This window comes from Bacteroides sp. NGMCC 1.200775, assembly GCF_040798045.1.
GTDB classification, from domain to species: domain Bacteria; phylum Bacteroidota; class Bacteroidia; order Bacteroidales; family Bacteroidaceae; genus Bacteroides; species Bacteroides hominis.
The window spans coordinates 1,333,333-1,347,470 of the sequence record NZ_JASCQK010000001.1 but is presented as its reverse complement, the minus strand read 5'-3'; the positions used below and the strand labels follow the sequence as shown (position 1 = coordinate 1,347,470).

Annotated in this window: 12 protein-coding genes and 1 tRNA gene; 9 read left to right on the top strand and 4 right to left on the bottom strand. The window is 44.9% G+C overall.

The genetic code is table 11. From position 1 onward, the window contains the following. The first annotated feature begins 15 nt into the window (after window positions 1-15). From QK890_RS05875 to QK890_RS05855, 5 genes are all read left to right on the top strand, one after another. The gene (locus QK890_RS05875; protein ID WP_005818929.1) at window positions 16-1,068 is read left to right on the top strand and encodes a glycoside hydrolase family 18; all 1,053 of its coding nucleotides are present in this window, start codon (window positions 16-18) and stop codon (window positions 1,066-1,068) included. 17 nt (window positions 1,069-1,085) lie between these two features. Continuing rightward, entirely contained in the window at window positions 1,086-2,222 is a 1,137-nt protein-coding gene (locus tag QK890_RS05870; protein ID WP_032540729.1) for a DUF1735 and LamG domain-containing protein, read from the top strand. Between the two features lie 22 nt (window positions 2,223-2,244). Beyond that, window positions 2,245-3,258: a DUF1735 domain-containing protein gene (locus tag QK890_RS05865; RefSeq protein WP_032540679.1), complete on the top strand. Its 1,014-nt coding sequence runs from the start codon at window positions 2,245-2,247 to the stop codon at window positions 3,256-3,258. 245 nt (window positions 3,259-3,503) lie between these two features. Then, window positions 3,504-4,772 carry an MFS transporter gene (locus QK890_RS05860; RefSeq protein WP_032540677.1) on the top strand — a complete coding sequence of 423 codons (1,269 nt, stop codon included), beginning with the start codon at window positions 3,504-3,506 and terminating at the stop codon, window positions 4,770-4,772. Between the two features lie 53 nt (window positions 4,773-4,825). Further along, a complete protein-coding gene (locus tag QK890_RS05855; RefSeq protein ID WP_005776041.1) occupies window positions 4,826-5,824 on the top strand; it encodes a glycoside hydrolase family 130 protein in 999 nt (332 codons plus the stop codon). Between the two features lie 103 nt (window positions 5,825-5,927). Here QK890_RS05855 and QK890_RS05850 read toward each other — a convergent pair whose 3' ends face one another. Next, window positions 5,928-6,401 (bottom strand): Dps family protein, encoded by a 474-nt coding sequence (locus QK890_RS05850; RefSeq protein ID WP_032540676.1) that lies wholly within the window; start codon window positions 6,399-6,401, stop codon window positions 5,928-5,930. A 140-nt stretch (window positions 6,402-6,541) separates the two neighbouring features. On the opposite strand from QK890_RS05850, the gene QK890_RS05845 reads away from it, so the two are divergent. Next, window positions 6,542-7,468 (top strand): hydrogen peroxide-inducible genes activator, encoded by a 927-nt coding sequence (locus QK890_RS05845; RefSeq protein ID WP_165016072.1) that lies wholly within the window; start codon window positions 6,542-6,544, stop codon window positions 7,466-7,468. Window positions 7,469-7,571: 103 nt separating this feature from the next. On the opposite strand, the gene QK890_RS05840 is transcribed toward QK890_RS05845, so the two are convergent. Then, complete coding sequence (locus QK890_RS05840) at window positions 7,572-8,327, bottom strand: NigD-like protein (protein ID WP_032540674.1); 756 nt, start codon at window positions 8,325-8,327, stop codon at window positions 7,572-7,574. A gap of 189 nt (window positions 8,328-8,516) precedes the next feature. Between QK890_RS05840 and QK890_RS05835 the strand changes: the two genes are divergently transcribed. Then, window positions 8,517-9,065, top strand: a complete 549-nt coding sequence (locus QK890_RS05835; RefSeq protein ID WP_005776045.1) for an RNA polymerase sigma factor — start codon at window positions 8,517-8,519, stop codon at window positions 9,063-9,065. A 53-nt stretch (window positions 9,066-9,118) separates the two neighbouring features. Continuing rightward, a complete protein-coding gene (locus QK890_RS05830) occupies window positions 9,119-10,378 on the top strand; it encodes an outer membrane beta-barrel protein (RefSeq protein WP_032540727.1) in 1,260 nt (419 codons plus the stop codon). Between the two features lie 192 nt (window positions 10,379-10,570). On the opposite strand, the gene pflA is transcribed toward QK890_RS05830, so the two are convergent. Both pflA and pflB read right to left on the bottom strand, forming a co-directional pair. Further along, the gene (gene pflA / locus QK890_RS05825) at window positions 10,571-11,296 is read right to left on the bottom strand and encodes a pyruvate formate-lyase-activating protein (RefSeq protein WP_032540673.1); all 726 of its coding nucleotides are present in this window, start codon (window positions 11,294-11,296) and stop codon (window positions 10,571-10,573) included. 4 nt (window positions 11,297-11,300) lie between these two features. Continuing rightward, window positions 11,301-13,529, bottom strand: coding sequence for a formate C-acetyltransferase (pflB, locus tag QK890_RS05820; RefSeq protein ID WP_005776049.1), 2,229 nt, complete (start codon window positions 13,527-13,529; stop codon window positions 11,301-11,303). 247 nt (window positions 13,530-13,776) lie between these two features. Between pflB and QK890_RS05815 the strand changes: the two genes are divergently transcribed. Beyond that, window positions 13,777-13,861, top strand: a tRNA-Ser gene (locus QK890_RS05815). The last annotated feature ends 277 nt before the right edge of the window (window positions 13,862-14,138 follow it).

Here is a 14,138-nt window from a genome sequence, read left to right as displayed (position 1 = left end):
AAAAGAGAAAAGAAAATGAAAAAGAGATATTTAAATATAGTGGTTTTTGCGTTGTTCGTCAGTATGCTTCTGGGTTGCAGTGACTGGACCAAACCCGAAGCAGAGGATTTTTTTGAAATGCCGGGAAATGACTACTACGAGAATCTGAGAGCTTATAAACGTTCGGAGCATTCGGTTGCGTTTGGCTGGTTTGGAGGCTGGACAGGTGTGGGAGCTTCGATGGTGGGGAGTCTGATGGGACTTCCCGATAGTGTGGACTTCGTTTCCATCTGGGGAAACTGGAAGAATCTGGATGAAGCCCGGATGCTGGATAAGAAAAAAGTGAAAGAACTGAAAGGTACGCGTGCATTGATGTGCTTTATCGTAGCTAATGTAGGCGATCAGTTGACTCCCGAAGAGTATAAAGAGAATTATAAAGAATATTGGGGTTGGAAAGATGGAGATCAGGAAGCTATCGACGGCGCGATCAGAAAATATGCAAATGCCATTTGTGACTCCATCGATAAGTATGGATATGATGGTTTCGATATTGATTATGAACCTAATTATGGGTCTCCCGGAAATTTAGCCAGCTATCCCGAAAATATGCTCACTTTCGTAAAGGCGTTAGGAGAGAGAATAGGACCCAAATCGGGCACGGGGCGACTGCTTGTGATCGATGGTGAGCCACAAAGCATTCATCCGGAAACCGGACCTTATTTTGATTACTTTATCGTGCAGGCATACTCCAACCTTGCGGGTAACTCCGATACTAATCTTGACAGGCGGCTGGCCGGTACAATTGCCAATTTTAAAGAGGTACTCACTCCCGAGAAAGTGGCTAATATGTACATCGTCACAGAAAATTTCGAATCCTATGCTCCGACAGGAGGAGGCGATTATGTAGATCGTTACGGAAATAAAATGCGGGCACTTGCCGGAATGGCACGCTGGACTCCGGTCATTGATGGTAAACAAGTTCGAAAGGGCGGAGTAGGGACGTATCATATGGAATATGATTATCCGGGCGACGTTGAATACAAATATTTGCGTGAGGCAATCAGAATTATGAATCCCGCTGTAAAATGACTTAAATGAATTTGATTATGAAAAGAATAACAATAAAATCTTATTTGCTTGCTTGTGTTGTTCTGCCGATGATTCTGGCTGGATGCGAAGATGCCGATTACCGTGTGATTGACAATGCTATTTATCTGAATGAAGCATCCGAGAATGGTTCGGCAAAGGTTACGGTTGATCCTGAAAATGTTACCACAACTACTTTGACCGTACGCATGGGGCAGCCTGTTGCCGGAGATGTAACTGCTGTTTTGACGATTGACCCCTCTATTCTTAAAGAGTACAATGAAGCCAATGAAACTTCGTACGAGGTTCTTCCTGAACAATATTTTTCTTATGATAAAGAGATAAAGATTCAGGCGGGTGATGTAAGTGCGGTACCATCAGAATTTAAGGTGAAACCTTATTCGAATGAAAACGGAGAACTCTATGCCATTCCGGTATCCCTCACCGAAATTCAAGGACCGGTGTCTACGATCGGGCTTTCGTCGAAGTTTATTATTTTACTGGACAAGCCGCTGATACAGTCCGTACCGTTTATGAATACGGCCAATGCTGTAAAACCGTCCAAAGAAGGTTTGTGGGGAGTGACAACCAACGAATGGTCGCTTGAAGCCTGGGTACAAATGGATGGCTTTGACATTAATAATCAGGCTATCTTCAATTCGGGGAGCAAAGACCATGAGGTATATATCCGTTTTGGTGACGCTATGATTCCTTATAATTCATTGCAGGTGAAAACGCTGGGAAGTCAGGTTAATACGGTGACTTTGTTTGAGAAAGACAAATGGTATCATCTGGCGTTCGTCTATAATTCTTCCGGATTGTTATCGATTTATATTAACGGGGTGCTTGATGTGACTTTACAAACGAAAGGAGGCCCGGTACGGTTCGACACGATGAACATGGTTTCAAGCGGCAGCTACTTCCGGAACAATTGCCAGATGGCTCAGGTACGTCTTTGGAAGACAGCGATCAGCCAGACACAAATTCAGTCTAACATGTATTTTGCCGTGAAACCCGCTGATCCGAATCTGATAGGCTACTGGAAAATGGACGAGGGCAAAGGAAATGCTTTTGCCGATTGTACCGGACACGGATACGACCTCACGGCAGGAGGGACTCTTGTATGGAAAGAGCATGTTCGTTTTGATAAACAATAACTATGTAAAAGAAGAATAAGATATGAATAGACATTTGAATTTTGTGACCTTAATCTGTTTGATAACAGGGTTTGTATCATTGGCTTCGTGTAGTAACGATGATGATGAAATGAACAAATATCAAAAAATATATATCAGAACGGGAGTAGCACCGGGGGCTGAAATGAGTGCTGTAGTAGTGGTAGATCGCGTAAGTAATTCATCTACCGCTGACCGTTCTGATTTTGAAATACAACTGTGTGCCGTACAACCGGTTTCACGGGAGGTCATCGCTACTTTAGGTATCGATACCCTGAAAGTAAATGCTTATAATTCGGCTAAAAAGACGAAATGTGAGTTATTGCCCGGAGATAATTATGACATTGAGAAAAAAGAGTCCACTCTGAAAACCGGACAGACTGTGGCCGAGTCTTCTTTCCGTGTGGTTTTGAAGAACATAGAGAAATTGAGTAACCCTGACGGATACGTACTCCCGGTGATGCTTAAAGAAGTTACCGGTATGGACGGACAGGCTGTAAGTACATCTATGAATACGGTCTATATCCGGATTTATGCCAGCATACTCTATACCGGCTATACGAAGCCTGCAGACTGGGCGGCAGTGGACCGCAGTGCATGGGATGTAAGTTGCAGTAATGCATACGCAAACGATGATGCCAGATATGGTGCACATCTGGCTATCGATGGTGAAGCAAATACATCTTGGTTTTCGTGGGGAGTAGCCAATGCTGAAGAGTGCTGGTGGAATACAGTATTGCCCTGGCCTGTTACTTTGGCAGGATTTTCGGTTACTAAACAGAGTGCTTACGGATCGTCATACAATCTGAAAAGTGCGGAGATCAAAGTCAGGAAAGACGGAGCGACAGAATGGGTGACTTATCAGAGGACTTTGACTTTCAGGAGCTTTAAAGGAAACGAGCCGCAGTATGCAGTCATCGAACCACCTATCGGGGATGTTAAAGAGTTCAGGATTAATTGTCTGAGCCCGGATAGCTATACCGGATTTGCGGAAATAAATTTATTTGTGAAGCAATAGAGGTGTTTAGATTGTAGATAAGGGGGAGAAGCATCGGGGCCATGGGGTTTCGGTGCTTCTTTTGTGTACTTCATCCCGACAGAGCAAAAAAAAGAACCGGTAAGGATTAGTGATTTTGTGAAGTCAGTTGTATTATTATATAGTGAATGCAACTTCTTGTCGTAATTTTGGGCTATGTTTTTAATATCCCCTATCTTTGCTTACTGGAATTGTTAACCGATGGAATTATTATAAAAAACTAACTGATGAATAAAAAGCCGATAAGCCCTGTATGTTGGGTGCCTACTGTTTACTTTGCGATGGGATTGCCGTTTGTGGCCCTTTCGATGGTTTCTGTCCTTATGTTTTCCGATATGGAGGTGTCGAATGCACAGATTGCTTTCTGGACTTCTCTCATTATGCTTCCCTGGACATTGAAGCCTTTATGGAGTCCGTTTCTGGAGATGTTTAAGACGAAGAAGTACTTTGTTGTCGCTACAGAAATCATTACCGGACTGGCATTTGCGTTGGTGGCACTTTCGCTGCCGTTGCCCGATTTTTTTCGTTATGCCATCGCTCTGATGGGGATCATTGCTCTCAGTGGTGCGACTCATGACATTGCGGGTGACGGAGTATACCTGACGGAGCTGACTGCTACCCAGCAAGCCAAGTATATCGGTTGGCAGGGAGCTTTTTATAATCTGGCCAAGATACTTGCCAACGGAGGCTTGGTTTGGCTGGCAGGTATGCTGAAGGATGAATTTGGAGTGGTACATGCCTGGATGATTGTGATGTTGATGTGTGCGGGTATTATGATTTTGATCGGGCTTTACCACATTCGGATTCTGCCTTCGGGAGGAGGTGCTTCCGGTGAAGTAAATACGGTGAGAGATACATTGAACGTGCTTTGGGAAGTTATTCGTTCTTTTTTCCAAAAAAAACATATTGCTTTCTACATTGTCTTTATCATTTTGTACCGATTTGCCGAAGGATACGCCCTGAAGATTGTACCGTTGTTCCTGAAAGCACCGGTTGCAGATGGCGGATTGGGGCTTAGTACTCAGGACATCGGATTGGTATACGGTACGTTCGGAGCAGGAGCATTTATCCTCGGTTCGCTCTTGGCGGGTTATTACATTTCGGCTTACGGACTTCGGAAGACCTTGTTTTCTTTGTGTTGCGCTTTTAATATTCCGTTTTTGGTATACTTACTGTTGGCACTTTACCAACCCTCTAACCTGTTGATTATCGGTACGACCATTGTATTTGAATATTTGGGGTACGGATTTGGTTTCGTCGGATTAATGCTCTTTATGATGCAGCAAGTAGCCCCTGGCAAACACCAGATGGCACATTATGCTTTTGCCACCGGTATCATGAATTTAGGAGTAATGCTTCCGGGGATGATGAGTGGATATCTGAGCGACTGGCTGGGTTATCGTGATTTCTTTGTCTGGGTGCTGATCGCTACCATACCGGCTTTTGTCGTCACTTGGCTGGTGCCTTTTACGTATCCGGACGGAAAGAAGAAATAAAAGAGAATTTCAATATAAACGATATATATACATAATATTAATTTAATCGAATCATGGAAGAATTTAAAATTGCAGGTGCTGCTTTGCCGGCCATGCCTTGGGAAGAACGTCCGGCAGGATGCAAAGATGTAGTGTGGCGTTGTTCGGCAAATCCGATTATTCCGCGCGACTTGCTCCCTACTTCAAACAGTATATTCAACAGTGCCGTAGTCCCGTTTAAGGATGGCTATGCAGGAGTGTTCCGTTGTGATGATACCAACCGTCGCATGCGTCTGCATGTGGGGTTCAGTAAAGATGCCGTTCGTTGGGACATCAATGAAGAGCCGTTGAAGTTTCAATGTGATGATGCGGAGATCGGGAACTGGGTTTATGGATATGATCCCAGGGTTTGCTTCATTGAGGACCGCTATTATGTGACTTGGTGCAACGGTTATCATGGTCCTACTATTGGTGTTGCTTATACCTATGACTTTGTAACGTTCCATCAGCTGGAAAACGCCTTTATTCCTTTTAACCGGAATGGAGTTTTGTTTCCTCGTAAGATAAACGGCCGTTTTGCCATGTTGAGTCGTCCGAGCGACAATGGACATACTCCTTTCGGAGATATTTTTTATAGTGAATCTCCCGATATGGAATTTTGGGGACGCCATCGTCATGTAATGTCTCCGGCTCCGTTTGAAGACAGTGCCTGGCAGTGCACCAAGATCGGTGCAGGACCTATTCCGATTGAAACATCAGAAGGCTGGTTGCTGATCTATCACGGTGTATTAGCTTCATGCAATGGTTTTGTGTATAGTTTCGGTTCCGCATTGCTTGACCTTGATGAACCCTGGAAAGTGAAATTCCGTTCGGGGCCTTACTTGATTTCACCCCAGAAAGAGTACGAATGCATGGGCGATGTGCCTAATGTCTGCTTCCCGTGCGCAGCGCTTCATGATTCGGAGACCGGACGAATTGCTATCTATTACGGATGTGCAGATACGGTGACGGGACTTGCATTCGGATATATTCCGGAAATTATAGAATTTACAAAACGTACAAGTATCATCTGAATCGGATAAAAGAGAAAGGGTGTAGCTATCCCGTCGGGATGGCTACACCCTTTTGTCTGTATGGCTACACCCTTTAGATAAAAGGGCGTAACCCTGTTTGGAGTTATCCGTTGTATGCTGTCAGCATCCAAACCATTTTCTCCTGTTCCTTCAGGTAGTCGCTCATCATAGCCACTGTTACCTCATCGTTGTGTGAAGAGGCGAGAGACAGGACTTTACGCTCTTCTGCTATCAGATACCCGTAAGTTTCAAGAATATGATTCAACGCGTCATCGGCTTTGCTCACTCCGTCCACTTCCTTGATTTGTGCCATCTTCAGGTAGTCACTGTACTTATTGGCAGGAGTTCCTCCCAGCATCAATATGCGTTCGGCAATTTCGTCCACCTTTTCGGCAGCTCCGTTATAGAGGTCTTCGAATTTACCGTGCAGTACGAAGAAACCGTGTCCTTTGATATTCCAATGAAATCCTCTTAAGTTTGCATAGTGAATTTGAAAATCGGCAAGTAATTGCTGCAATGATACTACGATGTTGTTAGCTCCCTTTTCATCCAAATGTGTATAATTTAAAGTTTTCATAATGCTATTGTTTTTTTGAGTTAATACTATATATCTTCTTTTTATCTGGAACAAAGATACGGCACAAAATGATTCGTGTCAAACTGAAAATTTCTATCTTTGCATTGATAGATTCTATATCTTTAATAAATCAGAGAACGATGACTATACAACAATTGGAATATATTCTGGCCGTCGATCAGTTCCGGCACTTTGCAAAAGCTGCCGAGTATTGCCGGGTGACGCAACCTACTTTGAGTGCGATGATCCAGAAACTGGAAGACGAATTGGGAGTGAAGCTGTTCGACCGCAGTATGACTCCGGTCTGTCCCACTGCCATCGGTAAGAAGGTGCTGGAACAGGCACGCAAAATCCTTTCGGAAACTACCTGCGTCAAGGAGATTATCAATGAGGAACAGCATTCTTTGTCCGGTACGTTCCGGCTGGCCGTATTGCCTACGATTGCACCTTATCTTTTGCCCCGTTTTTTTCCGCAACTGATGGAGAAATACCCCGATCTTGATATACGGGTCATGGAAATGAAAACACCGGATATCCGCAAGGCTTTGCTGACCGGTGAAGCAGATGCCGCTATCATTGCCAGCCTGCTGGATGATGCTGCATTAACAGAGGAGACTTTGTTTTATGAGCAGTTCTTCGGTTACGTTTCGAAAAAGGAACCATTGTTCAAACACGATGTGATTCGTACGTCCGACGTGACCGGAGAGCGGCTTTGGCTTCTTGACGAAGGACATTGCTTTCGCGATCAGTTGGTCCGTTTCTGCCAGATGGAAGCGGTAAAGGTCAGCCAAATGGCCTATCGCTTGGGCAGTATGGAGACTTTTATGCATATGGTGGAGAGCGGTAAGGGCATTACATTTATTCCGGAGCTGGCAGTGATGCAACTGAGCGAAGAACAGAAGGAACTGGTCCGTCCGTTTGCCATCCCAAGGCCCACTCGCCAGATTGTCCTGGTTACACGAAAAGACTTTATCCGTACCAGCCTGCTGCAAGTATTGAAAGAAGAGATCCAGGCAGCAGTCCCCAAAGAGATGCTTACTTTACAGGCTGTTCAGTGCCTGGTATAAAAAAAACAGCGGCGATATTTTCACAAACATCGCCGCTTTATTTCTTTTATATATCAGAATTATTCTTAGTTTTGTCAAATTTGTGCAGGTGTCTTCTGTTGTTTTATTGAGAATGAAATGATTTTATTTTTAAGTTCTTATCTTCATTGATATCTATTGTGATATACTGTATGTTGTCATAAATCGTGTTTACACGGAGCTTTATTCCTTTTGCTGTCGGCAACAGATCGGCTATATTGGCCAGTTTGAAGGAGACGAGGCTTGAACCCAGTTTACTGGGAGAGTCGTCAAAGGCGTTATGCCTGAATTCCAGACAGATATATCCGTCGTCTTCAACAGGACCTGTAATTTCGTTTTGTACCAGATTCAGCATGTGCTTTTTATTCTCGTCCATACTGCCCAGATACTGGTATTCGATGGTGAGATAATCCTTTGTAAGTGCATGCGCCGTGACGTTGATGCGGTCGTCTCCAATGCTGTCCGCCGTTGCTTCCGTCAGCGGGATGATATCCTTTGTCAGTATATCTTCTATCGTGAATATCTTACCGTTTTCATATCCGGGTTTTTCTTCTCCTTCCATCTTCACGTAACCCACAAAAACCCTCTGTCCTTCTGCGACGGTGTATTTCCAGTTGCGAATATCGGCCGTATCTGCGGGGAATACGTTATTTCCGTTGTCCAAGGCAATAAAAAAATCCCTCGGGGTGTCCGCATTGGGAATTTTCATTGTACCGATGGCCAGTACCCCACCCGGAGGACAAGTGACCCAATAATCATTGTCTTCATTGTCCAGACAAGACTGCAGGATGGGCAGTAGTGCCAGAATGAGGGTAAAAGTTACTAATTTAAATTTTCTCATAAGTTCCTGTTGGTTTTAGTATCCTATTTATTCATTGAGATTTATTCTTCGCTGTATTGAAGAAATGCGGGGAGCCGTGAAATATTGCATCGTAAAATGTTAAAGAAACAAAAGTGATAAAAGAGTTGTTCTCTCAGTGCAGTATTTCTATCTTTGCTGCATTTATAAGGTAAACACGTGTTTAGGAGAATGAATGAATTAGAGCTGTCGGAACGTTGCAGGCAGGGAGATAATCGTGCCCGCAAAGAACTTTATGAGCAGTACGCAGGGCGCATGCTTGGTGTCTGTCTTCGTTATGCCGGAGACAGAGACATGGCACAGGACTTGGTACACGACGGTTTCCTGAAAATTTTCGACTCCTTCGACAAGTTTACCTGGCGGGGTGAAGGCTCTCTTAGAGCATGGATGGAGCGTGTAATGGTGAATACGGCTTTACAGTTCTTAAGAAAGAACGATGTGATGAACCAAACCATGGCACTGGATGAAGTTCCCGAAACTTATGACGAACCCGATGCTTCGGCTGTCGAAGCGATTCCTCAGAAAGTGCTGATGCAATTTATTAACGAACTCCCCGCCGGATATCGTACCGTATTCAACTTATACACCTTTGAAGATAAGTCGCACAAGGAAATCGCACAGATGTTGGGGATTAATGAAAAATCTTCGGCTTCACAACTTTTTCGGGCAAAGAGTGTATTAGCCAAGAAAGTAAAGGAATGGTTGATGATCAACGGTTGACGTATGTCTTCGGACACCAAGTGAACCCGGGATTTCTAAAATAGAATAGAATGATGAAAGAAAACGAAAAATGGATAAAGGCATTCAAAGAGAAGCTCGAGGATTATTCCGAGCCGATACCTGCTTCCGGTTGGGAACGACTGGAAAAGGAGCTGATGCCCGTAACCGAAAGACGAATATATCCGTACCGCCGATGGGCCGTTGCCGCGGCTGCCGTAGTGTTGGTGGTGACGACTGCTGTAAGTTTGTATTTCCTGAATAGTCCGGTCGCAGATGAAATTCGCTATGCGACGGCTCCTTCATTGGCTGTCAATCCGGATATATTGCCGGAACCGGCTTTACCGGATGTACAGGTCGCCGTGTCCGAGCCAATGAAGCCGGCGGGAGGGACAGACGTGAGTTCCGCTTCTGGATATTTGGCGAAAGGGAATGATCCAAAGATCACTCCGGAAGCCTTTCCGGGGGCAGAGAAACATCCGGAGGCTGTGGTGGCGGAGAAGCCTGCCGAATCACAGTCTGAAGCAACTGCTGTAACGGAGAAAAAAGAGAGTACTGCCTCACAAATAGAGAAAAGGAAAGAGGCCCGGAGGCCATCCGGTAAAGACAAATACCAGTTGCCTATTGAGAGTTCTTCTGCAAAGCGGAATGGAAAATGGTCGATGGGAGTAGGGGTAGGCAATGGGGGAGGACTTCCGACGAATGGTTCGGAAAGTTTTGCACCCCGTCCAATGAGCAACAGGGTAGACCTGATGACAATTATGAATGGGGCCGTGAATATTCCCGCAGATCAGGAAGTTGTATTTGAAGGGGGAGTTCCTTATCTGAAGTCCAGTACGACTACCGTGATGGATTATGAACATCATCAGCCGGTAAGTTTCGGATTGTCCGTACGTAAATCCCTTCCGAAAGGTTTCTCCGTAGAAACCGGATTGACTTATACGTTGTTGTCTTCCGATGTCAAGCGACAGGGAGATAACAAGATGCAGACTCAGAAACTGCATTATATCGGTATCCCGGTACGCGGAAACTGGAATTTCCTGGAAAAGAAATACTTTACGCTTTATGTATCTGCCGGTGGAATGGTTGAGAAATGCGTATATGGAAAACTGGCGGGCGATAAGGTGAATGTGAAACCTTTGCAATTTTCTGTAGCAGGTGCAGTAGGAGCTCAGTTCAATGCAACGGAGCATGTGGGATTTTATGTGGAACCGGGAGTTTCGTATTTCTTTGACGATGGTTCGAAAATACAGACTATCCGAAAAGAAACACCTTGTAACTTTAATTTGCAGGCAGGATTGCGATTCACTTATTAAAGTAAGGCAGATGTAAGTCGGAGTGGCGGTGGTGTTTGAACAGAGTGGCGGTGGCATTTAATCGGAATGCCGGTGGCACTTCATTAGAATGGCGGTGGCTCTCTGGAGTGATAAAAAAATAAAGGGGATGGGGCTGTGTCCTCTGTGTTGAAAAGACTCTTGATACACTCTCATCCCCTTCTTAATGATAAGCTAATTTACTTGTACTGTCCGGAAGTATTGCCTGAATAATTTTTCGGCCTTTTCTATTTGCTCCGGAGTGTTTTCTTTCACTCCTTTCAAGAGATATTCTTTGTCCATCGCTTCGTATTTATGAACTCCTAAAGTATGATAAGGCAATATCTCTACACGCTGAATCATCCGGTACGTTCCAAGATGTTCTCCCAACTGCCGGATATCGTCTTCGAAGTCGCTGTAGCCGGGCACTAATACATAGCGCAGCCAGAATGGCTTTTGATTGGTTTCGAGCCAGGCGGCGGTTTTCAGTGTTTGTTCGTTACTTCTTCCGGTCAGAGACTGGTGGTGTTCCGGATTGAACTCTTTGATATCCAATAAAACCAAATCAGTTAACCCCAAGAGTTCTTCAACATCATTGTTCCACAGTCCGCCGTTAGTGTCGAGGCAGATGTGGATTCCAGCTTCCTTCAGTCTTTTAAAAAGTGGGATAAGAGCTTTCGCCTGAAAAGTGGGTTCTCCACCGGAGAAAGTTATTCCTCCTTTCTTACCGAAAAAAGCTTTTTGGCTGACAGCCATGCGGACAATTTCATCCGGATGGGTTGGCGCACCTCCTTTGGCTTCGATTGTGTCCGGATTGGCACAATACAGGCACCGGAAGTTACACCCCTGAAGGAAAACGACGAGCCGGAGACCCGGCCCGTCGAATGTTCCCATTGACTCGTATGAGTGTACGTTTATCATTCAATTACATTCTTTCGTGGAAACTTCGGCTGATAACTTCCAGCTGGTGTTCGCGGCTCAGCTTCACGAAGTTGACGGCATATCCTGAAACGCGGATAGTCAGTTGTGGATACTTTTCGGGATGTTCCATTGCATCCTGTAGCATTTCACGGTTCAGTACGTTCACGTTCAGGTGGTGTGCGCCTTTGGTGAAATATCCGTCCATCATGGTCACCAGGTTGTCGATACGATCCTCTTGAGTTGCGCCTAATGATTTCGGAACGATAGAGAATGTGTTACTGATGCCATCCTGTGAATCACGGTAGCGCAACTTAGCTACTGAACTGAGCGAAGCAATCGCACCATTCTTGTCACGTCCGTGCATGGGGTTGGCACCCGGTGCAAAGGCGATGCCTTTGGCACGTCCGTCGGGAGTGGCACCTGTTTTCTTACCATACATCACGTTCGAAGTGATGGTCAGCAACGAGAGGGTAGGACGGGCATTTTTGTATACCGGGAGTTTCTTCAGTTCTTCGCTGAAGAAGTATACCAGGTCTACACCCAAGTGGTCTACACGGTCATCATCGTTACCGAAGCAGGGGAAAGCACCTTCGATATCGAATCCTTCAGTCAGGCCGATGTCATTGCGGCGCGCTTTCACATGCGCATATTTGATGGCAGACAGTGAATCGATAGCGATTGAAAGTCCGGCTACACCATAAGCAAGGTTAATGCGCGGATCAGTATCTACGAAAGCCATCTGAGCCTTTTCGTAATAATACTTATCGTGCATATAGTGGATGATGTTCATGGCCTCGTTATATACACGGGCGATCTGTACCAATACCTTTTTATAGTTGGCCATTACTTCTTCGAACTTCAGCGTTTCGCCTGTCAATACAGGGATGTCTTTTACCATGACAGTGCCTGTGTTTTCGCAACGTCCTCCGTTGATTGCCAGCAACAATGCTTTTGCAAGGTTGGCACGGGCGCCGAAGAACTGAATTTGCTTTCCGATTTCCTGGTAAGAAACACAACAAGCGATACCGTAATCGTCCGATTGGCGGACCTCACGCATCAGGTCATCGTTTTCGTACTGTACGGATGAAGTATCGATGGATACTTGTGCACAGAATGCCTTGAAACCTTCCGGCAGTTCAGGACTCCATAGTACAGTCATGTTAGGTTCCGGTGACGGACCTAAGTTGTAGAGTGTCTGTAAGAAACGGAAAGATGTTTTAGTGACCTTTGTACGTCCGTCGTTGAAACGTCCTCCGATGGATTCGGTTACCCATGTCGGGTCACCTGCAAAAATATCGTTGTACGACTGCATACGCAAGTGACGTACCATACGGAGTTTGATAACGAACTGGTCGATCAACTCCTGAGCGAATGTTTCCGTAATAGTTCCCTGGCTTAGTTCATATTCCAGATAGATATCGAGGAATGAAGACACGTTACCCAATGACATAGCAGCACCGTCCTGCTCTTTTACAGCAGCCAGATAAGCCATGTACACCCATTGTACGGCTTCTTGTGCGGTATATGCCGGGCGGCTGAGATCCAGACCGTAGTATTCACCCAACACCTTGATTTCTTTCAGTGCCTTGATCTGTTCGGCCACCTCTTCGCGGAGGCGAATGCGGGCTTCTGTCATCGGACCTGTAAGATTATGGAGGTCCTCTTTCTTGGCTTCGATCAGACGGTCGAGACCATAAAGGGCAAGGCGGCGATAGTCACCGATGATACGTCCGCGTGCATAATTATCAGGAAGCCCGGTCAGGAATCCCAAAGAACGGAATGAACGGATTTCATCAGTGTATACATCGAATACTCCGTCGTTGTGCGTCTTGCGGTAATGAGTGAAGATATCCTTTACTCTATCATCCACCTCTACTCCGTTTTCACGGCAAGCCTTCATTACTACATTAATTCCGCCGAACGGTTTGATGGCACGTTTCAGTACCTGATCGGTTTGTAATCCGACGATCAGTTCGTTCTCTTTATCGATATAGCCGGCAGGGTGGGAGGTTATAGTAGATACTGTAGTGTAATCAAGTGCGCGAATTCCATTGTTGTTTCTCTCTTCTTCGAGAGCTTTGAGACAGTTGTTCCAGACAGCCTTAGTGCGTTCAGTAGGTCCTTGCAGGAAAGAAGCATCCCCTTCGTAAGGAGTAATGTTGTTACTGACGAAATCTCTGACGTTGATTTCTTTGCTCCAAAGTCCATCTTTAAAGGTCTTATTCAATTCCATAAAATTAATCAGTTAGTGGTTAGTTATCCTTTAGAGCGTGCAAATTTACGATCTTTTTTCGGTTTAGGGATATAAAAGGTTCCTATTTTATGTTGAATAGCATAAAAATACCTACTTATAGGGAGGTTGTGTTCCTCTCTGTTGAAGTACTCTTTCCAAATATTTTTTGCGGAAAAATTTGCAGATTTGAAAATGATTCGTACCTTTGCAGCGCTTTAAGAGAAAAGCACTATTGAAAAGTAGTTTTGGAGAGGTGGCAGAGTGGTCGATTGCGGCGGTCTTGAAAACCGTTGTACTGCGAGGTACCCGGGGTTCGAATCCCTGTCTCTCCGCAGAACCCCAAAGACAAAAAGGGGTCAAAGTATGACAAATCCCGTAAAATCAAGGTTTTACGGGATTTTTTATTTCTCTTCTCGGACATCCGAAATACACAGAAAAGCCCTGTTTAGACAGAGTACCGTTACTAAATCGTTACTGAAAATTGACGGTTGATTTTAGTGACGATTTTTAGGGTAGTCTCTGATTTGTTGTCTGTTGTCTTTAATATGTCTGCTCGTAACTCAATTATTAATCATTTCTTTGCCACTAAAAGTTTTTACCCTCGGCAAA